The sequence below is a fragment of the Subtercola vilae genome (assembly GCF_004923255.1).
GTDB lineage: Bacteria > Actinomycetota > Actinomycetes > Actinomycetales > Microbacteriaceae > Subtercola > Subtercola vilae.
The window spans coordinates 98,523-117,799 of sequence record NZ_QYRT01000002.1 but is presented as its reverse complement, the minus strand read 5'-3'; the positions used below and the strand labels follow the sequence as shown (position 1 = coordinate 117,799).

At 66.2% G+C, this 19,277-nt stretch carries 20 protein-coding genes; 15 read left to right on the top strand and 5 right to left on the bottom strand.

Annotated elements, in window-relative coordinates:
* Positions 1-79 precede the first annotated feature (79 nt).
* The 3 genes from D4765_RS01525 to mshC are packed head-to-tail and all read left to right on the top strand — an operon-like array spanning position 80 to position 3,586.
* Complete coding sequence (locus tag D4765_RS01525) at positions 80-1,390, top strand: M20/M25/M40 family metallo-hydrolase (RefSeq protein ID WP_136640460.1); 1,311 nt, start codon at positions 80-82, stop codon at positions 1,388-1,390.
* Positions 1,391-1,399: 9 nt separating this feature from the next.
* Complete coding sequence (locus tag D4765_RS01520) at positions 1,400-2,254, top strand: undecaprenyl-diphosphate phosphatase (RefSeq protein WP_136640459.1); 855 nt, start codon at positions 1,400-1,402, stop codon at positions 2,252-2,254.
* Between the two features lie 60 nt (positions 2,255-2,314).
* Entirely contained in the window at positions 2,315-3,586 is a 1,272-nt protein-coding gene (mshC, locus tag D4765_RS01515) for a cysteine--1-D-myo-inosityl 2-amino-2-deoxy-alpha-D-glucopyranoside ligase (RefSeq protein WP_136640458.1), read from the top strand.
* Between the two features lie 6 nt (positions 3,587-3,592).
* Here mshC and D4765_RS01510 read toward each other — a convergent pair whose 3' ends face one another.
* Positions 3,593-4,525 carry a proteasome assembly chaperone family protein gene (locus tag D4765_RS01510; protein ID WP_237280205.1) on the bottom strand — a complete coding sequence of 311 codons (933 nt, stop codon included), beginning with the start codon at positions 4,523-4,525 and terminating at the stop codon, positions 3,593-3,595.
* 113 nt (positions 4,526-4,638) lie between these two features.
* Here D4765_RS01510 and D4765_RS01505 point away from each other — a divergent pair, with 113 nt between their 5' ends.
* From D4765_RS01505 to lnt, 10 genes are read left to right on the top strand one after another with little or no spacing between them, the layout of a single operon-like run.
* Positions 4,639-5,349, top strand: a complete 711-nt coding sequence (locus D4765_RS01505) for an HAD family hydrolase (RefSeq protein ID WP_237280204.1) — start codon at positions 4,639-4,641, stop codon at positions 5,347-5,349.
* Positions 5,346-6,365, top strand: a complete 1,020-nt coding sequence (locus tag D4765_RS01500) for a tRNA (adenine-N1)-methyltransferase (protein WP_136640457.1) — start codon at positions 5,346-5,348, stop codon at positions 6,363-6,365. The genes D4765_RS01505 and D4765_RS01500 overlap by 4 nt, the downstream gene beginning before the upstream one ends.
* Before the next feature lie 47 nt (positions 6,366-6,412).
* Positions 6,413-7,372 carry an FKBP-type peptidyl-prolyl cis-trans isomerase gene (locus tag D4765_RS01495; protein ID WP_136640456.1) on the top strand — a complete coding sequence of 320 codons (960 nt, stop codon included), beginning with the start codon at positions 6,413-6,415 and terminating at the stop codon, positions 7,370-7,372.
* A gap of 23 nt (positions 7,373-7,395) precedes the next feature.
* Positions 7,396-8,472 carry a helix-turn-helix transcriptional regulator gene (locus D4765_RS01490; protein ID WP_136640455.1) on the top strand — a complete coding sequence of 359 codons (1,077 nt, stop codon included), beginning with the start codon at positions 7,396-7,398 and terminating at the stop codon, positions 8,470-8,472.
* Positions 8,453-9,472, top strand: a complete 1,020-nt coding sequence (locus tag D4765_RS01485; protein ID WP_237280203.1) for a helix-turn-helix transcriptional regulator — start codon at positions 8,453-8,455, stop codon at positions 9,470-9,472. Before D4765_RS01490 ends, D4765_RS01485 begins: the two co-directional genes overlap by 20 nt.
* The gene (locus tag D4765_RS01480) at positions 9,472-9,819 is read left to right on the top strand and encodes a hypothetical protein (protein ID WP_136640453.1); all 348 of its coding nucleotides are present in this window, start codon (positions 9,472-9,474) and stop codon (positions 9,817-9,819) included. Before D4765_RS01485 ends, D4765_RS01480 begins: the two co-directional genes overlap by 1 nt.
* The gene (tatA, locus tag D4765_RS01475) at positions 9,809-10,078 is read left to right on the top strand and encodes a Sec-independent protein translocase subunit TatA (RefSeq protein WP_136640452.1); all 270 of its coding nucleotides are present in this window, start codon (positions 9,809-9,811) and stop codon (positions 10,076-10,078) included. Before D4765_RS01480 ends, tatA begins: the two co-directional genes overlap by 11 nt.
* Before the next feature lie 6 nt (positions 10,079-10,084).
* Positions 10,085-10,900, top strand: a complete 816-nt coding sequence (gene tatC, locus D4765_RS01470) for a twin-arginine translocase subunit TatC (RefSeq protein ID WP_323511159.1) — start codon at positions 10,085-10,087, stop codon at positions 10,898-10,900.
* Positions 10,900-13,365 (top strand): DEAD/DEAH box helicase, encoded by a 2,466-nt coding sequence (locus D4765_RS01465; RefSeq protein WP_136640451.1) that lies wholly within the window; start codon positions 10,900-10,902, stop codon positions 13,363-13,365. Before tatC ends, D4765_RS01465 begins: the two co-directional genes overlap by 1 nt.
* A gap of 10 nt (positions 13,366-13,375) precedes the next feature.
* On the top strand, positions 13,376-14,974 hold the full coding sequence (gene lnt, locus D4765_RS01460) for an apolipoprotein N-acyltransferase (protein ID WP_136640450.1): 1,599 nt from the start codon (positions 13,376-13,378) through the stop codon (positions 14,972-14,974).
* A gap of 114 nt (positions 14,975-15,088) precedes the next feature.
* Here lnt and D4765_RS01455 read toward each other — a convergent pair whose 3' ends face one another.
* From D4765_RS01455 to D4765_RS01440, 4 genes are all read right to left on the bottom strand, one after another.
* Positions 15,089-15,454 carry an RNA polymerase-binding protein RbpA gene (locus tag D4765_RS01455; RefSeq protein WP_136640449.1) on the bottom strand — a complete coding sequence of 122 codons (366 nt, stop codon included), beginning with the start codon at positions 15,452-15,454 and terminating at the stop codon, positions 15,089-15,091.
* A gap of 121 nt (positions 15,455-15,575) precedes the next feature.
* Positions 15,576-16,370 (bottom strand): glycerophosphodiester phosphodiesterase family protein, encoded by a 795-nt coding sequence (locus tag D4765_RS01450; protein WP_136640448.1) that lies wholly within the window; start codon positions 16,368-16,370, stop codon positions 15,576-15,578.
* On the bottom strand, positions 16,336-17,250 hold the full coding sequence (locus D4765_RS01445; RefSeq protein ID WP_136640447.1) for an SPFH domain-containing protein: 915 nt from the start codon (positions 17,248-17,250) through the stop codon (positions 16,336-16,338). Before D4765_RS01445 ends, D4765_RS01450 begins: the two co-directional genes overlap by 35 nt.
* Complete coding sequence (locus tag D4765_RS01440) at positions 17,247-17,720, bottom strand: NfeD family protein (protein WP_136640446.1); 474 nt, start codon at positions 17,718-17,720, stop codon at positions 17,247-17,249. Before D4765_RS01440 ends, D4765_RS01445 begins: the two co-directional genes overlap by 4 nt.
* 151 nt (positions 17,721-17,871) lie before the next feature.
* Between D4765_RS01440 and D4765_RS01435 the strand changes: the two genes are divergently transcribed.
* Together D4765_RS01435 and D4765_RS01430 are read left to right on the top strand one after the other, a co-directional pair.
* Positions 17,872-18,636, top strand: a complete 765-nt coding sequence (locus tag D4765_RS01435; protein ID WP_136640445.1) for an SDR family oxidoreductase — start codon at positions 17,872-17,874, stop codon at positions 18,634-18,636.
* On the top strand, positions 18,617-19,120 hold the full coding sequence (locus tag D4765_RS01430; protein ID WP_161580312.1) for an NUDIX hydrolase: 504 nt from the start codon (positions 18,617-18,619) through the stop codon (positions 19,118-19,120). The genes D4765_RS01435 and D4765_RS01430 overlap by 20 nt, the downstream gene beginning before the upstream one ends.
* The last annotated feature ends 157 nt before the right edge of the window (positions 19,121-19,277 follow it).

Here is a 19,277-nt window from a genome sequence, read left to right as displayed (position 1 = left end):
ACAACAAGGTAAGACGATAGCACGGAACCGAAGCCACCAAACGCACATGCCACGCTCGCGCTGCCGGTAGCGTGAAGGCATGACGTCGACGAGCGAAACTCCGCTAGACCGCACCGCCCACATCACCCGTGACCTGATTCGCTTCGACACCAGCAATTACGGCGATGGCAAGTCGAACGGCGAGACCATCGCGGCCGAATACGTTGAGGCAGAACTGCGGGCCCTCGGCCTCAGCCCGACCCTGTACGACGCGGCTCCCGGCCGCACGAGTGTGCTGGCGCGGGTCGAAGGCTCCAACCGTGACGCACCGGCCCTCGTCGTGCACGGCCACCTCGACGTGGTTCCCGCCATGGCCGACGACTGGTCGGTCGACCCGTTCGGTGGCGAGATCCGCGACGGGATGGTCTGGGGTCGAGGCGCCGTCGACATGAAGAACATGGATGCCATGATCCTCACCGCTCTCGGGGAGATCCTCGGCAGCGGCCGGCAGCCGGCGCGCGACCTCGTGGTGGCGTTCTTCGCCGACGAGGAGGCCGGGGGAGTGTTCGGGTCGCATTTCATGGTGCGCGAGCATCCAGACGTCTTCGAGGGCGCGACAGAGGCCATCAGCGAAGTGGGTGGGTACTCGATCGACCTCGGCGGGCAGCGCGCATACCTGGTGCAGACCGGCGAGAAAGCACTCATCTGGATCAAGCTCGTCGCCCGAGGCAGGGCCGGTCACGGTTCGCAGATCAACGACGAGAACGCCGTGACGCGCCTCGCCGGCGCTGTCGCCCGCATCGGCAGCCAGGAGTGGCCGGTCAAACTCACGAAGACCACCCGCCAGCTGCTCGACAGCGTGGCCGCCATTCTCGGCCACGATCCGAAGCAGGTGTCAGCCGAAGAGCTCGCCATCGCCACCGGAACAGCGTCGCGCTTCATCTCGGCGACGCTGCGGGCGACCACGAATCCCACGCTGCTGAGCGGCGGCTACAAGGTCAACGTCATTCCCGATCGCGCAGAGGCGCTCGTCGACGTGCGCGTGCTGCCCGGCGACGAGGTCGAGGTGATGGCGCGCATCCGCGAACTGGCCGGGCCCTACGTCGACGTGGAGGTCATGCACCAAGATGTGGGCCTCGAGACCGACTTCACCGGGCCGCTCGTCGACCAGATGATCGCCAGCCTGCAGAAGCTCGATCCTGGCGCAGAAGTGCTGCCCTATCTGCTCTCGGCGGGCACCGACAACAAGGCGCTCAGCATGCTCGGAATCAAGGGTTACGGCTTCGCACCCCTGCAGCTGCCGCCTGATCTCGACTTTCCGGCGCTCTTCCACGGGGTTGACGAGAGGGTGCCGCTGAACGCACTAGTGTTTGGCACAGATGTTCTGACCGACCTTCTGCTGCGGTACTGAAAGAGAGCAATGCAACTTCTCCAAGCGATCATTCTGGGTCTCGTTCAAGGCTTGACAGAATTTCTGCCCATCTCCTCGAGCGCGCACGTGAAGATCGTGGGCGAGCTCATCGGAGCCGGCGGCGACCCGGGCGCGGCCTTCACCGCGATCATCCAGCTGGGCACAGAGGCAGCCGTTCTGGTGTTCTTCTGGCGCGACGTGGTGCGCATCGTGTCGCGATGGGTGAAAGCCCTCTTCGGTCGCATTCCCCGCAGTGATCCGGATGCCCGCATGGGCTGGCTCATCATCATCGGGTCTCTGCCCATCGTCATTCTCGGGCTCATCTTTCAGAACGCCATCGAAACGACGCTGCGTTCGCTGTGGATCGTCGCGGTCACCCTCATCGTCTTCGGAATCCTGCTCGGCATCGCCGACGCCGTGGGTGCCAAGAAGCGTCGCCTGAAAGACCTCACCTACCCGCACGGCGTCGTCTACGGGCTTGCCCAGGCACTCGCCCTCATTCCGGGCGTCTCCCGCTCGGGTGGCACCATCACCGCCGGGCTGTTCATGGGCTACGAACGCAAGGCCGCCGCGCGGTACTCGTTTCTGCTCGCCATGCCGGCCGTGTTCGGCAGCGGGCTCTTCCAGCTCTACAAATCGGTGAAAGACCCCTGCACCAGCGCGCTGGCCGGATGCACGCCGGAGATCTTCAACGGAGCCGAAACCGCCGTGGCCACCGTCGTGGCCTTCGTGGTGGGGCTCGTGGTCATTGCGTTCTTCATGAACTACATCTCCCGGCACAGCTTTCTGCCGTTCGTCGTCTACCGCGTGGCCCTCGGTATCGTGCTGATGGTGCTGCTCGCGACGAACACGATCGCGGCGTAGCGAGCTCGGCAGAGCACCCCGCGGTTCGGCCGCCCGCCGCCGGGCCGTTAGAGTTTGAGAGTGCATTCCTGGCGCTCACCCGACGTTCCAGCGCTACCGGGCCCCGGCCCCGTTCCGCGCCTCTTCAACCAAGCGACGGGTACGGTCGAACCCGCTCCCGGTACCGACGGCACCGCTGGACTGTACGTCTGCGGCATCACGCCGTACGACGCCACGCACCTCGGCCACGCGTCGACGTACCTCGCCTTCGACACGCTGAACCGCCTCTGGCGTGACGCCGGTCTCACCGTGAACTACGCACAGAACGTCACCGACATCGATGACCCTCTGCTTGAGCGCGCGGCGGCCACGGGCGTCGACTGGCGTGAACTCGCCGCCTCGCAGACCGATCTGTTCCGCGGCGACATGGTGGCGCTTCGCGTCATCGCACCGCAGCACTACATCGCCGTCACCGAGGTCATCGACGAGGTCTCCGACGCAGCAGCAGCCCTGCTCGCCCAGGGTTTCGCCTACACGGTCGAGACCCCCGATGCACAGACGCCGGGCGACAGCGACCTCTACTTCGATTCCCGCCGGGCCGACCAGGCAACGAGTTGGTTTCTTGGCCTCGAGAGCCGCTACGACCGAGACACGATGCTCAGCCTCTTCGCCGAGCGCGGGGGAGACCCCCTGCGCCCCGGCAAACGCGACCCCCTCGACCCGCTGCTCTGGCGAGCCGCCCGCGAGGGCGAGCCGTCGTGGCCGTCGCTGCTGGGTGCGGGGCGTCCGGGCTGGCACATCGAGTGTTCGGTGATCGCGCTGCAGCACGTGGGCACGTCGTTCGCCGTGCAGGGCGGTGGCAGCGACCTCATCTTTCCGCACCACGAGTTCAGTGCCGCGCACGCGACGGCGTTGACGGGGCAGCCGTTCGCGAGCATCCACGCCCATTCGGGCATGGTGGCCTACGAGGGCGAGAAGATGAGCAAGTCGCTCGGCAACCTCGTGCTCGTGTCGAAGTTGCGGGCGGCGGGGGTGGATGCCCGCGCCATTCGCCTCGCACTGCTGGCTCACCACTATCGCAGTGACTGGGAGTACACCGACGCCGACCTCGAAGTCGCCTCAGGGCGCCTGGCCCGCTACACGGCGTGGCTCGACGGATCGGGTGACGCCAGCACGGCCGACTCCGACGCGGCGGCCCTCGTCGAGCGCCTCCGCGAACGCCTTTCGAACGACCTCGACACACCTGGCGCCCTCGCCGAACTCGATGCCTGGTTCGACACTGCGACGGCCGTGCCCGACCTGGTGGTCGACGCGATCGACGCCCTGCTGGGCATCCGGCTCACCGCGCCGTAACGCAACTCAGTCGCGGGAGCGCCAGGGCTCTGCGGTGCCGCCGGCGGGCCCATCGCCGCCGCGCTTGCGGAGGTAGCGCTCGAACTCCTGTGCGATGGCCTCGCCGCTCGCCTCTGGCGAATCGACGGTGTCGCGCGCCTGCTCGAGCTGCTGGATATAGCCGGCCATCTCTTCGTCTTCGCCGGCGAGGGCGTCGATGCCCGTCTCCCAGGCCGACGCCTCGTCGACCAGGTCGCCGCGCGGGATGGTCACGTTGATGAGTTCTTCGAGCCGGTCGATGAGGGCGAGGGTAGCCTTGGGCGACGGGGCGTTGTGCACGTAGTGCGGAACCGATGCCCACACGGTGACCGTCGGGATGCCGAGAGTCTCGGCGGCCTCGCCGATCACACTGAGGATGCCCACTGGCCCCTCGTATGTGCTGCGCTCGAGGTCGAGCTCGGTGCGAACGGCAGCGTTCTCGCTGGTCGAGAAGACACTGATGGGCCGGGTGTGCGGCACGTCAGCGAGCATGGCACCGAGAAAGACGATTCCGGTGACACCCGCGTCGACCGCGACCTGCATCACTTCGGTGGTGAACCGGCGCCAGTTGCGCGAGGGCTCTGTGCCGATCAGCAGGTACACGTTGCCGGTGTTGCCGCTCGACACGTCGAGGCCTGCATCGGCGGCGAGGTTCTCGTCACCCTCGTCTGCATCGGCAGGCCCGTACACCTCGGCCGTCGGCCACACCAGGATGCGTTGGCCGTCGTCGTCGAAACCCGCGGTCGGCCGGTTGAACTGGTAGTCGAAGAAGTCTTCGGAGTCGACCTCGGCGATGAGTGAGACGTCGAGCTGTTCTTTGAGCACGCGAACGGCCCCGGTAGCCGCCTCGCCCGCATCGTTCCAGCCCTCGAAGGCGACGACCATCAGTCGACCGCTCAGGAATTCTTTGGAGTCTGCCACCGTGTGAAGAACCTCTGACTTTGAGCCCGGCGAAACGGTTCCACCGGGGATCCCTCAAGGATAGGCCGTCAGGCTCCCGGCGCGGGTGGGAGTGCCCTGTAGGCTGGCTTGCCGTGACTGAACTGTATCCCGCCGCCGTTCTGTGGGACATGGACGGCACCCTCGTCGACACCGAGCCCTACTGGATGAGCGCGCAGAGCGACCTCATCGAATCGTACGGCGGCACCTGGAGCCATGACGAAGCCCTGCAGCTCGTCGGCTCCGGGCTCGGGCGCACCGCCCAGACCATGCAGGCGAAGGGCGTGACCCTCTCCGAAGACGCCGTGATCTCGCTGCTGACCGACCGCGTGATGGAGCAGATCACCGTGAGCGTGCCGTGGCGCCCGGGAGCCAGGGAGCTGCTGTCGGCCATCCGTGAGGCGGGCATCCCCACCGCCCTCGTCACCATGTCGATCGGCCGCATGGCCGAGCACGTGCGCTCGTTCATCGGGTTCGATGCGTTCGATCTGGTCGTCTCCGGTGAGAGCGTCACCCACGCGAAGCCACACCCCGAGGCCTACCTCATGGCCGCGGCCGCCCTCGGTGTCGACCCGATCGACTGCGTGGGAATCGAGGACTCCATCGCCGGTGTCACCTCGTCGGCCGCTGCCGGCATAACGACGATCGGCGTACCGCACTACCTCTCACTCGACACCAGCCCCGCCCACGTTCTCTGGCCCACCCTCGTCGGTCGCACGGTGGCCGACCTAGCAGAGGCGCACTCCCTGCAGCGCGCAGGCGACCGGATGCCCGCTGCACCCCTCACCGAAAGCCCCCACTCATGACAGCCCAGCTCAGCGGAGCCTTCCGTGCCGGTGACCGCGTTCAGCTCACCGGCCCCAAGGGCAAGCTCAACAGCATCACCCTCACCGTAGGAGCCACCTTCCACAGCCACCGCGGCTGGATCAACCACGACGACCTCATCGGCCTGCCCGATGGGTCTGTCGTCGAGAACTCGAGCGGTGTCGAGCATCTCGCCCTTCGCCCTCTGCTCACCGACTTCGTCATGTCGATGCCGCGGGGCGCCGCCATCATCTACCCGAAAGACGCCGCGCAGATCCTCGCCCAGGCCGATGTGTTCCCGGGCGCAACCGTGGTCGAGGCCGGTGTCGGCTCCGGAGCCCTCTCGCTCTGGTTGCTGCGCGCGCTCGGCCCCACCGGCCGGCTGTCGTCGTTCGAACGTCGCGACGAGTTCGCAGACATCGCCCGTGAGAATGTCGCCGCGTTCATGGGTTACGACCCCACCAACTGGAGCGTCACCGTCGGCGACCTCACCGACGCTCTGCCCGAGACCCACGAGCCCGCCACCGTCGACCGCGTCATTCTCGACATGCTGGCTCCCTGGGAGTGCATCGAGGTGGCCGCCGCCGCCCTCAAGCCGGGCGGTGTGGTGCTCTGCTACGTGGCCACCGTCACCCAGCTCTCGCGCGTGACTGAGACCATCCGCAGCACGGGCCTCTTCACAAACCCAGACCCCAGCGAGACCATGGTTCGCACCTGGCACGTCGAGGGCCTCGCCGTTCGCCCCGATCACCGGATGATCGGCCACACCGGCTTTCTCGTCACCGCCCGCAGGCTCGCCCCCGGCTCGGTTCTGCCCGAGTTGAAGCGCCGTGCCTCGAAATCCGATTATGACGACGCCGACGTCGAGGCGTGGACCCCCGGGGCCCTCGGCGAACGCGGCATCAGCCCGAAGAGCCTCCGCAAGCGCGTTCGCGAGGCGAGTGCCAGTGGTAACGCGGCCCGCGACCGTGAGGCGGCCGACCCCGCCGACTCGGTCGAAACAGACAAGTTAGAATAGGCGCGCTCCACTCGTGAGCCGAATACCCCGAAGTGAAATGAGGATCCGTGCGTAAGTCCGTCGCGCTCATCGTGGCCGCTGGCCTGCTTGCCACCCTTGCCGGGTGCAGCTCGTCTGGCAGCTCCGCCTCCGGATGCACACCCCAGCTCTCGGCGGGTGACGCGTCGAACACCATCGCCGCCGCCGGCGCCTTCGGCACGGCCCCCACGGTCACCGTGAACACTCCGCTGCACACCGCAGACAGCCAGTCGACCACGCTCATCACGGGTACGGGCCCGCGTGTCGAGACGGGTGACTACCTGCTGGGTGAGTACACCTTCGTCGACGGAGCCACCGGTGCCGTCGTTCAGAAGTCGGCGTACAACGGCTCCGACTCGGCCGGGTTCGTCGTGGGCAAGCTCGACACCCTTCCCGGTCTCGATTCCGCTGTGGTCTGCGCGACACAGGGCTCGCGCCTTGCCGTCGCCATGGCGCCCATTCAGAGCACGACCTCCGCCACCCCGTCGACCGACTCGATCGTCGCCGTCTTCGACATCACCACGGTCTTCCCGAGCCGCGCCGACGGCGCGGTACAGCCCGCACAGGCCGGCTTCCCGAGCGTGGCCCTCGGCCCCGACGGTCGCCCCGGAATCACCATTCCCTCGGGTTCGCTGCCCACCAGCCAGCAGGTCGCCGTTCTCAAGAAGGGCAGTGGGCAGACCGTGGCCGAGGGCGACCATGTCGTGTTCAAGTACACCGCCGTCGTGTGGGCCGACAAGTCTGTCGCCAAGACCACGTGGGATGACGGCGTTCCGGCCGCCGCCACTGCCTCGTCGAGCGCACCCCTGGCAACCAACATCGTGCCGGCACTCGTGGGCCAGACCGTGGGTTCGCAGTACATCGCGGTCGTGCCGCCGAGCGCCGGCTACGGCGACACGGCATCGACCACTCCCGTCATCCCGGCGAATTCGACTCTCGTGTACGTGGTCGATGTGCTGGGCATCCTGCCTGCCGCAGCCGCTCAGTAGCGGGCACAGCCTAAAATGGCAGAGTGACCGACAGCCAGGGGGCCGCTCCCGTTCCCGTTGAAGAGCGGCTCTTCAGCCTTGTGCTCGCGCTGCTCGCAAGCGAAGCCGGGCTGACGAAGAACGAGATTCTGTCGACCGTGCAGGGCTATCGCCAGCGTTACGCCTTCGCAGGCGACAATGCGAGCCTCGAGCGGCAGTTCGAGCGTGACAAAGACGACATTCGAGAACTCGGCGTGCCGCTCGAGACCATCGAGCCGCTCGATGAGCCGGGCAGCAATCACCACCTGCGCTACCGCATTCCCAAGGGCGCGTACGACCTGCCCGCCGACATCTCGTTCTCGCCCGAAGAGATAGCGCTGTTGAACCTGGCCGCCATGGCCTGGCGCGAGGGCTCTCTTTCGCGCGAGTCGCGCCACGCCCTCCTGAAGTTGCAGTCACTCGGCGTGGAGTCGGTCGAACCCGTTCTCGGCTACGCGCCCCGCATCAGAACCCGCGATGCCGCGTTCGATCCGCTCACCGATGCCCTGGCGCGACGCGTACTGGTGCGCTTCGCGTACCTGAAGCCCGGCGACCTGTCGCCTCGGGAACGAACGCTGGCACCGCTCGCCCTCGTGCAGCACCAGGGGAGATGGCACGTGACCGGCATCGACCAGGGCGTGGGCGAATCGCGTACCTTTCTCCTCTCGCGCATCGTGGGGCCGGTCACACGCACGCGCACCGGGTTCGTCAGCGACCAGACCGACGCAGCCGAACAGGCCCTCGCAGACCTCGACCTCATCTGGGCCGCCAATACGGCCATCGTGCGCGCGCAGGCCGACTCCGACGCCGAGACGAGGCTGCTGAAGCGCCGGGGCAGCGAACGGGGCGAGGGCGGCGAGCTCACGCTTCACTTCACTGACCTGCACCTGCTCGCCGACGACCTGGCCGGGTTCGGCCCCGAGGTGTACGTGGTGGCTCCGCCCGAGCTGCGGGCCGCGGTGCGACGACGACTCGAACTGACCGTGGCCACGCACGCGCAGCCGGCGAACGAGGCTCGCCGCTCGGGCGCCGACGAGACGAATGACAAGAGGGGAGCATCCGGTGCAGAAGAAACCGTCTGACCCCAATTCGTTCGTACTCGCGCAAGACAAGTTGGCCTTTCTGCTGGCGCTCGTGCCCTACCTTCTCGACCGCGACCGCGTTTCGGTCACCGAGGCAGCGGCGCACTTCGAGGTCTCGCCCGAGCAGGTGCGGGAAGCCGTGCGGCTGATTGCGGTGTCGGGCGTACCCGGCGAGACGACCCAGTACCAGCACGGTGACCTGTTCGACATCGCGTGGGACGACTTCGAAGACAGCGACGAGATTCAGATCACCCACCGGGTGGCGCTCGACGACTCGCCGCGGTTCTCGGCGCGGGAGGCCGCCGCCCTGCTCGCCGGGCTGCAGTACCTGCAGGCGCTGCCCGAGACGCTCGACAGCGCGGTGCACGCCTCGCTGATGGCGAAGCTGGCCCGCGGCGCGTCGGAGGCCCCCAGCCAGGTGTCGGTTGCGCGCTCGGAGGCGAGCGAGAGCCTCGTCACCATTCGCCGGGCCGTCGAAGCCGGTACGCAGGTCGAATTCGACTACGTGAGCTCGCGGGGCGACCGCGAACACCGTATCGTCGACCCGCTGCGCATCGATTCGAACAACGATGACTGGTACCTGCGCGGCTGGGATCACGGGCGCCAGGCCATCAGAACTTTTCGCCTCGACCGCATGGCCCAGCCGACCGTCACCGACACAGCCAACACCTACCGGCCGGGCGACCTGGCGCTGCCCGACACCCTGTTCGACGGCTCGGGCGACACGCAGGGCGTCGTGCTCGAGGTGAATCCGGCCGCGATCAGCCTGTTGGGGGAATACCTTGCCGAGGGCGAGCTGCCCGTGATCGACGGCGCCGTACTGCGGGTCACCGTGCGGGTTGCGCACATCCACGGTCTGAAACGGTTGGTCGCAAGTCTGCCCGGCGTCGTGCGCGTGGTGGCGCCCGCCTCGGCTCGTGACGCGGTCCGCACCTGGGCGGCAGCGGCACTCGACCCGTATGACGCTGACGAACAGGGCCGGGGCGGTAGTCTTCTCTGATGCAGTGGTGGGCGTGGGTGATCATCTGGGCGGGCCTCGGGCTCTGCCTCGTCGGCATGCTCGCGTTCTTCGCAGTACGCCTGTTTCGAAAGGCCATGCGAACCCTGGGCGAACTGACCGACCTCGGCGAGAAGGTTGCGAACATCTCCGCCACTGTCACCGAGCTGGAGCTTTCGGTCAGCGACAACGCTATTCTGTTGGGATACCCCGTGATGTCGCGTCGGCGCGAGGTAGTGAAGCGTCGCCGAGACGACAGAAAGCAACTTCGCAGGGAGAAAACGCTCGAGCGGGGTAAACTGCTCGTACGAACCGATTTTAGACAAAGGACGTGGCCTCATGCTCGGTAACCTTCAGGGATGGCACCTGATTGTCATTCTCGCCATTGTTCTGCTTCTTTTCGGCGCACCGAAGCTTCCGGGCCTCGCTCGCAGCGTGGGCCAGTCGATGCGCATCTTCAAGTCTGAAGTCAAGACCATGAAGACCGACGACCCCAAGAGTGCCGACGCCGAGACGGCTTCGAGCGTGGCAGACCCCGCACCGCTCGCGACTCCGGTCGAGGTTCGTGCGTCTGACATCCACGCTTCAGAAGCCAACCCAAAGTCCTAGCCTCCGGTGGCTATCGAGCCTAAAACCAAGCCGCCGAAGAAGAAGAGTGCGAGCCGCGACGGCAGAATGTCGCTCGGCGAGCACCTCGTCGAATTTCGCAAGCGTATTTTTCGAGCGGTGCTCGGCATCCTCATCGGCGGTGTGGTCGGGTGGCTGCTCTCCGACCAGATTCTGGTCGCTCTGAGTGCACCCGTCAGCGCCATCACCAACTCTCAGGGGCGCACGGCGTCTCTGAACTTCACCGACATCTCCGAAGCGTTCGACCTGCGCCTGCAGATTGCCATCACGGTCGGTGTCGTCATCTCCTCGCCGATCTGGCTCTACCAGATCTGGGCGTTCCTGGTTCCCGGCCTCACCCGCCGGGAGAAGCAGTACGCGGTCGGCTTCGTGCTCACCGCTGTACCCCTCTTTCTCGCGGGCTGCGCGGCTGGCTGGTACGTGCTGCCGCACATGGTCGCCCTTCTCACGGCGTTCGCGCCCAGCGACACGACCGCCATCATCAGCGCACAGACCTACTACTCGTTCGTTTTGAAGCTCGTGATAGCCATCGGTATCGCGTTCGTGCTGCCGGTACTGCTGGTACTGCTGAACTTCGCCGGCATTCTGAGTTCCAAGTCGATTCTGAAGTCGTGGCGCATCGCCATTCTCGTGATCATTCTCTTCACGGCCATCGCCACCCCCGCTGCTGACGTCTTCTCGATGTTCCTGCTCGCGATCCCGATGATCGTGCTGTTCTACAGCGCGGCCTTCATCGCCTGGCTCCACGATCGTCGCAAAGCAAAGAAGCAGGAGAAGTTCGACTCCGAACTGGTTGTGCCGTAATGGTCACCCCGCCGCCCGTCGGCGCCGCGAGTCTGTCGGCTGCCGAGCGGTACGCCCTCAGCAAGACACGCAGTGCGAACCCCGTGGTCGATGAGTTTCGGCAGGGGCTGAAGTTCGATCTCGACCCGTTTCAGGTCGAAGCCTGCCGACTCGTCGAAGCCGGGAACAGTGTTCTGGTCGCCGCCCCCACGGGCGCCGGCAAGACCATTGTGGCCGAGTTCGCCGTCTTCATGGCCATGCAGCAGCGTTCGGCCAAGGTGTTCTACACCGCACCCATCAAGGCGCTCAGCAACCAGAAGTTTCAGGAGTTCGTGGCCGAGTACGGCCCCGACGAGGTGGGCCTGCTGACCGGTGACACCAATGTGAACCCGACCGCGCGCATCGTGGTCATGACGACCGAAGTGCTGCGCAACATGCTCTACGCCGAGTCTGACCTGCTCGCGAACCTCGCGTTCGTCGTGATGGACGAGGTGCACTACCTCGCAGACCGGTTCAGGGGCGCGGTGTGGGAAGAGGTGATCATCCACCTGCCCACCTCAGTGAGACTGGTCTCGCTGAGCGCAACGGTCTCGAACGCAGAAGAGTTCGGCGACTGGCTGCAGGCGGTTCGTGGTGACACCGAGGTCATCGTCTCTGAGGAGCGACCCGTACCCCTCGATCAGCACATGCTCGTGCGCCACAAGCTGCTCGACCTCTTCGATGCGACCGGCCAGGCCGCAAGCAGCCGGGTGAACCCCGAGCTGATGCGCATTGCGCGATCGACCGGTGCGCCCCAGACGCGCGGCAGGGGCGACCGTCGTGGTCGTGATGCCAATACGAAGCACCGCCCGCACCACACCCAGGCACCCCGCATGGACAGGGGCGAGGTGGCAGCCCTGCTCGACGAGCACAACCTGCTGCCGGCCATCTTCTTCATCTTCAGCCGGGTGGGCTGCGACCAGGCCGTGAAGCAGGTACTGCGGGCCGGGGTTCGTCTCACCACGACCGAAGAGCGCGAGGAGATTCGCTACATCGTCGACCAGCGCTGTCGCACCCTGCTCGATGAAGACCTCGCCGTGCTGGGCTACTGGGAGTGGCTCGACGGTCTCGAGCGCGGTGTCGCGGCCCACCACGCCGGGCTGTTGCCGGCGTTCAAAGAGGTTGTCGAAGAACTCTTTCAGAAGAAGCTCGTGCGCGTCGTCTTCGCCACCGAGACGCTTGCCCTCGGAATCAACATGCCAGCCCGCACCGTGGTGCTCGAGAGCCTCGAGAAGTTCAACGGCGAGGCCCGGGTGCCCATCACGCCGGGGGAGTACACCCAGCTCACCGGGCGGGCGGGGCGACGAGGTATCGACGTCGAAGGTCACTCGGTCATCCAGTGGCGCGATGGTGTCGACCCTCAGGCCGTGGCCTCTCTCGCCTCCCGCCGCACGTACCCGCTGAACTCGAGCTTTCGGCCCACGTACAACATGGCGGTCAACCTCATCGACCAGTTCGGCCGCTCGCGCACGCGCGACTCGCTCGAGCTGTCGTTCGCACAGTTTCAGGCCGACCGGGCCGTCGTCGACCTCGCCCGCAAGGTGCGCCAGCAAGAAGAGACCCTCGCGGGCTACGAGAAGGCCATGACCTGCCACCTCGGCGACTTCACCGAGTATGCGGCCCTTCGCCGCGATCTCAGCGATGTCGAACGCTCGGGCGCCGGCCGTGCTGACTCGCAGAGCCGCGCCGAGCGCGACAGCCGCCAGAAGAAGATCACCGATCTGCGCCGCCAGATGAAGGCGCACCCGGTGTCGAACTGCCCCGACCGCGAGAACCACGCCCGCTGGGCTGAGCGCTGGTATCGGTTGAAGCGCGAGACCGACCAGCTGGTCGCACAGATCAACACCCGCACAGGCGCCATCGCGAAGGTGTTCGACCGCATCAGCGAGGTACTGCTGCAACTCGAATACCTGCAGCAGGATGACCAGGGCGAACTCGCTCTCACCCCCACCGGCAAGACTCTCAAGCGCATCTACGGAGAGCGTGACCTGCTGGTGGCGGAGTGCATCCGGCGCGGTGTCTGGGCAAGCCTTGACCCGGCCGGGCTGGCCGCCATGGCCTGCGCACTGGTCTACGAACCTCGGCGCGATGAGAGCGACATGCCCGAGCGTTTTCTGCCGCGCGGGCCGTTCAGGGGAGCGCTGGAGAAGACGCAGGAGCTCTGGAGCGACCTCCAAGAACTCGAGACACGGCACAGACTGCCCGGCACCTCGCCCATCTCGGTGGGGCTCTCGAAGCCGATGCACGAGTGGGCGCGGGGCGCGAGCCTTGACACCGTTCTCTACGACGCCGATCTCGCGGCCGGCGACTTCGTGCGCTGGACCAAGCAGACCATCGACCTGCTCGACCAGCTGCAGAACCTCTCTGATGTGAAGGTCGCGACGACAGCGCGCCTGGCACTCGATCTCGTCAAGCGCGGCATCGTCGCGTACTCGTCAGTAGCGTAAGGCACTCCGGATGACCGCTTCACTGCTCAATCGACCCACGAACCCGGGGGCACCCGCGCCCCGCGCACGCCTGGCCGCGGCCCTCGCCGAGCCGGTGCGCCCACTGTTTCCGCTCTGGCTCGCGTGCCTGACCGCCCTCGGCGCCGGAATCGCACTGAAGAGCGGTTTTCCCGGCCAAGACGTGTGGCCGTTGACCCTTCTGGGTGTCGCACTCATGCTCATCAGCCTCATCGGTCGCACCTGGAGGAGCGCGGTTCTCGTGGGGCTCGTCGGCGGACTGACATTCTGGTGCGCCCACATCTCGTGGCTGACGCTCTACCTCGGCCCGGTTCCGTGGCTGGCGCTGGCCATCGTCGAGGGTGTCTTCTTCGCCATCGGCGCCGTCGCCATCGCCGTCGTCTACCGGTACGCCGACGCCATCTGGCCGACCCGGCTGGGGCGCCTCGGTGTGCTGCCCGTGGTCATCTCGGGGTTGTGGGTGGCGCGAGAGGCCATCACCGCCGTTGCCCCCGAGGGCGGCTTCTCGTGGGGCCGCGTGGCGTTCTCGCAGTCGACGAGCCCGTTCGCGTCACTCGTCGCGTGGGTGGGCATCTCAGGTCTGAGCTTTCTGCTGGTCTGGCTGGTCGCCTTTGTCATCCAGCTGGTGCGCGAAGGGCGCGCCGCCGTAGTGGGCCGCGCGACACTAGCCGTCGCCGCCGCCGCCCTGTTGCTCGTCATACCCGCGTGGGCCGCGCCCACGTCGGGAACGACGCGCATCGCGGCGGTTCAGGGCAACACCAAGTCGGGCCTACTCGACCGGGTCGTGCAGGGCGACAACCTGAACGCTCATATCACCGAGACCCTCAAGCTCGAGGGCCAGCAGGTCGACATGGTGGTGTGGCCCGAGAACGCCAGCGACATCGACCCAGAAGCGTCTCCCGTTGCGGCCGAAGACCTCGACTTCATCAGCTCGATCATGAAGGCCCCGCTCGTGGTGGGAACCATCGCCGAGCGCGATGGAAAGTACTACAACACGTCACTGCTGTGGGAGAACGGCTCGGTCGCCGACTACTACGACAAGCGGCATCCGGTGCCCTTCGCCGAGTACATGCCCGCACGGCCCCTGTTCTACGCTCTCGCGCCCGCCCTGGTGAGCATGGTCACGCGCGACTACACCCCGGGCACGACCAGCACGGTCATGAACGTGAACGGGGTGCCAGCGGGTATCTCCATCTGCTTCGACATCACCGACGACCAGGCCGTGCAGTCGATGGTCGACGAGGGCGCGCAGGTCATACTCGCGCAGACGAACAATGCCGACTTCGGCCAGACCGATGAGAACCTGCAGCAGCTCGCCATCGCGCGCCTGCGGGCCATCGAGACGGGCCGCAGCGTGGTGAACATCTCGACCGTGGGCCACAGCGCGATCATCGCTCCCGACGGTTCGACCATCGATTCGCTGACACCCTACGAACCGGGCGCCATGGTCGACAACGTTCCGCTCTCGACCACCGTGACCCCGGCCAGCCTGTTCGGAAAAGGCGTCGAGCTGCTGGTGTCGGGCCTCGGCGTGGCCGGGCTCGTCTTCGCCCTCGTCGCGGCAGCGCGACGGCGCCGACGCGCGCGCTGAGCACTGCTGCACAACCGTACAGCCGCACTGCTCAGCAGACGACTGCCGTTAAAGAACAAGCGCGCCCCCCATAGCTGCGATCTATGAGAGGCGCGTAAGTCAGGTACGGGGCCGCTACGCTCCGATTTTCTGCTGGCCGCGACGGGCCCGCAGATAGTCGAGTCGCTCTTGAAGAAGATCTTCAAGCTCGGCCCGGGTTCGACGTTCGAGAAGCATGTCCCAGTGCGACCGAGGAACTTTGGCCTCAGCGCGGTCGAGAACGACGACGTCAGAACCGATCATCAAGATCGCCTCGTTGCTGTCGAACTTGCATTCCCAGGTGTCAGGTGCCTCGGCGTCAGCCGAGAACACCATTTCGGTCTCTTTGCCACAGGTGCTGCAAAGATATGTGTGTGTCATGCGCGGGGAGAATACGACTCCCTCTTCACTCTGGAGGCTTTGGCCCCCGAGTCTCATTCCGCGCAAGCTGCGATCTGCCATTGTGTGGTCTCCTCCCGCTTCGCTTACCTCTGTATAAACCCCGGGGCTGGGAGCTACATTCGCCCTCTGAGCTATTAACAGAACACTCCCAGATAGGTTCTCGGGGTATTAGGCCTTGACTTCACAGCCGTCGTTCTACCGCAAGTCGAAGTGCGATGTCGGCGCGATCGGTCACCAGTCCGTCGACACCGAGTTCGAGCAGCGAGGTCATCACGGCCGGGTCGTTGATGGTCCAGACGTGCATCTCGACGCCGGCGGCATGAATCGACGCAATGACCCTCGGCGCTGTGACGGTCAGCCCGAGCGCCTTCTGCGGCACCTGCACAGCATCGACGCCCCGCAGCACAAAGCGCACGACCGGTCGGAGCCCCAGCATGGCGGCGATCAGAGCGGTGGCGAAAAGACGCGCCGAGGCGGAGGTCGCCACGCCCGGCAGCTGCCGCACGGCGGCCCTTCGCCGTTTCTCTGAGAACGAGGTCAGCAGCACTCGGTCGACGGCACCGGCCCGCCGGATGGCTTCGACCGTGGGTGTCACGGCGTCGGCGGCCTTCAGATCGATGTTGAAACGAGTGCCGGGAAACGCCTGCAGGACATCCTGAAGCCGGGAGAAACCGCGCCCGGCGCCGAGGTCGAGCGCTTCGAGCGACGCGAAGGGCGAACCGGCGATGGTGTCGGTGCTGCCGAGCAGGCGGCCGAGGCTCGGGTCGTGCGCCACAACGGCGACACCGTCGAGCGAGGCGTGAACGTCGAGTTCGACGTACACCGCCCCGGCCTCGACAGCGGCCCGAAACGAGTCGAGCGTGTTCTCGGGAAAATCGAGCGCAAGGCCCCGGTGCGCGAAGATACGGGGCCGCTCGGGGGCGAAGAACGCCCCCGGCTGCCTACTCGTCGCTGGTCTTGTTCGAACTGCGGTCACCGAAGGCCTGACCTATGCCTTTCAGCGCCTCTGTCAGCTCGCTCGGAATGACCCAGAGCTTGTTGGCGCTGCCCTCGGCCAGCTTCGGCAGGGTCTGCAGATACTGGTAGGCGAGCAGCAGCTGGTCGGGCTTGCCACGGTGGATGGCCTCGAACACGGTGGTGATGGCCTGCGCCTCACCCTCGGCGCGGAGAACTGCCGCCTTCGCGTCACCCTCGGCTGAGAGGATGGCCGACTGGCGGTGACCCTCGGCCGACAGGATGGCCGACTGCTTGGTGCCCTCGGCGGTGAGAATCACGGCGCGGCGCTCCCGCTCGGCGCGCATCTGCTTCTCCATCGAGTCTTGAATCGACAGGGGCGGGTCGATGGCCTTGAGCTCGACCCGGCCGACCCGGATGCCCCACTTGCCGGTCGCTTCATCGAGCACGATGCGCAGTTTGCTGTTGATCTCGTCGCGGCTGGTGAGAGCCTGCTCGAGGTTCAACCCGCCGACCACGTTACGGAGGGTGGTGGTCGCGAGCTGTTCGACGGCCCCGAGGTAGTTGGCGATCTCGTAGGTGGCCGCCCGGGCATCCGTCACCTGGAAGAAGACGACGGTGTCGATGGAGACCACCAGGTTGTCTTCGGTGATGACGGGCTGCGGGGGGAACGAGACGACCTGCTCGCGCAGGTCGATGAGCGGGCGCAACCGGTCGATGAACGGAACCAGCAGGTTCAGGCCGGGCATGAGGGTCTTGTGGTACTTGCCGAGCCGCTCGACGACCCCAGCATTGGCCTGCGGAATGATGCGAATGGCCTTGGCGAGGGTGACGATGACGAATATGACAATGATCACCACCACGATGATGGCGACGACGGAGCCGATGTCGGAATTGCTCACAGTTGCACTTTCTCTTCGGGAGCGACCAGTGCGGTCGCCCCATCGATTGCTTTCACGTAGACGAGCGAGCCGGGCAGCAGTTCGAGGGCACTGGCGTTCGGGAAGACCCGTGCGGTCCAGGTGTCGCCGTTGCTCAGTTTGACACTGCCCGATTCGGTGGTGACGGCCGCGAGAACGCGGGCCTCGAGACCCAGCAATGCTTCGACGTTGCTCTTGGTCGGGTCGCTGCCGTGCCGGAGGCGCCGCAGTAGTGGGGGCCGGATGCTGAAGATCAGCAGCAGCGCTATGACGCCGGCAATGGGGATCTGCAACAGAAACGGGGCACCCAGAAAGTGCGAGACGAGGCCGCCGACGCTGCCGATGGCCAGCATGAGAAAGATGAGGTCGAGCGTGAGTGTTTCGACGACGAGAAAGATGAGGATGAGCGCCAGCCAGATCACCCATGCGTACGAGGCCATGAATTCGGCCATCACGTGCTCCTTTGCTTGTCGATCTTCATACGAAACTACCAGTTGGCCCCCGGCGGATACGAAGTTCACAGCCACTGCCTTGGTAGTCTCGATGCGGTGCACGCGCGTGACGCACCACTGTTTACAATTCACTCGATTCAAGGAGCACGACGTGTCAAACCCTCTCTCCCCCCAGTCGCTCGAGGGCAAACGGGTTCTCGTCACCGGCTCGTCGCGTGGTGTCGGTGCCGACACCGTGGCGTACTTCGCAGAGGCCGGCGCGAGCGTTGTCATCAACTTCCGAAACAAAGAGGCGCGGGCCGTGAAGCTCGCCGACACGCTGCGGGCCGGGGGAGCGAAGGCCATCACGGTGGGGGCCGACCTGACCGACGCCGGGTCGGTTGCCGTGCTCTTCGAGACGATCCGCCGCGAGCTCGGCGGGCTCGACGTACTCGTACTGAACGCCTCGGGCGGAATGGAGAGCGGTATGGCTGCCGACTACGCCCTCACGCTCAACCGTGACGCGCAGGTCGACCTGCTGACCGCTGCTCTGCCGCTCATGCAGCCGGGCTCCCGCGTGGTGTTCGTGACGAGCCACCAGGCGCACTTCATCCGCACCACCGAGACGATGCCCGAGTACGAGCCCGTCGCCCTCAGCAAGCGTGCCGGCGAAGATGCCCTTCGCGACATGATTCCCCGGCTCGACGAAGCGGGCATCTCGTTCGTCGTGGTCTCGGGCGACATGATCGAGGGCACGATCACGGCAACTTTGCTCGAGCGTGCGAACCCCGGCGCCATAAGCGCACGCAAGGAGTCGGCGGGTCGGCTGTACAACGTGGCCGAATTCGCTGCGGAGGTGGCTTCGGCCGCCGTCGACCCCATCCCCGAAGACCACACGCGTTACGTGGGCGACACCAGTGACTTCGCCCGCGCCTGACGCCGAGCCGGGGCACGGGGCTGGTCACTACGACTTCACCAAGTCGCGGGTGCTCGTCTTCGACGCCGACGACCGCGTACTGCTGTTTCTGACGAAGCCGCCGGTCGACACCAACCCCATCCGTTGGGTGACTCCGGGCGGGCACGTCGAGCCGGGCGAGACGCATCCCGAAGCCGCGGTGCGCGAACTCTTCGAGGAGACCGGCCTCGTGGTGAGCGAAGCCGAGCTGGGCGAGGCGATCTGGTCGCGCGAATTCAGCGACGAGCGTGCGCCCGGGGTCTTCAAGACGAACTACGAGCAGTGGTTCGTGGTTCGCACGAAGCAGTTCACTCCGTCGAGCACGAACTGGACCCCGGAGGAGCACGTCGACATGGTGGCGAGCCGCTGGTTCTCGGCCGCAGAACTCGACGCTCTGGCCGAGGTCGGCGAGCCGTATGAGCCCGACGAACTGCCGGAGATCATCCGGGCAGAGGTGCAGTCGTAGTCTGGATGCCCGGGGCGACATTCGCTGATTTATACTCAGCTTCGTACTAGAGTTGGCGGGTCAGAACTCGTACCGAGGCCGAGAGGAGGTCGCGCATGGGCACCCTTCCCCCGAAACCGCCGACCGAGTAGGCGACCGTCGCCGGGCGCCGGCACCT

What these genes read in the sequence shown, in the direction of transcription:
- D4765_RS01465 (WP_136640451.1), top strand. Translation starts at nt 10,900, where the DNA reads ATGGTCACCCCGCCGCCCGTCGGCGCCGCGAGTCTGTCGGCTGCCGAG.
- tatA (WP_136640452.1), top strand. Translation starts at nt 9,809, where the DNA reads ATGCTCGGTAACCTTCAGGGATGGCACCTGATTGTCATTCTCGCCATT.
- D4765_RS01480 (WP_136640453.1), top strand. Translation starts at nt 9,472, where the DNA reads ATGCAGTGGTGGGCGTGGGTGATCATCTGGGCGGGCCTCGGGCTCTGC.
- D4765_RS01525 (WP_136640460.1), top strand. Translation starts at nt 80, where the DNA reads ATGACGTCGACGAGCGAAACTCCGCTAGACCGCACCGCCCACATCACC.
- lnt (WP_136640450.1), top strand. Translation starts at nt 13,376, where the DNA reads ATGACCGCTTCACTGCTCAATCGACCCACGAACCCGGGGGCACCCGCG.
- D4765_RS01520 (WP_136640459.1), top strand. Translation starts at nt 1,400, where the DNA reads ATGCAACTTCTCCAAGCGATCATTCTGGGTCTCGTTCAAGGCTTGACA.
- D4765_RS01500 (WP_136640457.1), top strand. Translation starts at nt 5,346, where the DNA reads ATGACAGCCCAGCTCAGCGGAGCCTTCCGTGCCGGTGACCGCGTTCAG.
- D4765_RS01455 (WP_136640449.1), bottom strand. Translation starts at nt 15,454, where the DNA reads ATGGCAGATCGCAGCTTGCGCGGAATGAGACTCGGGGGCCAAAGCCTC.
- D4765_RS01440 (WP_136640446.1), bottom strand. Translation starts at nt 17,720, where the DNA reads ATGGCCGAATTCATGGCCTCGTACGCATGGGTGATCTGGCTGGCGCTC.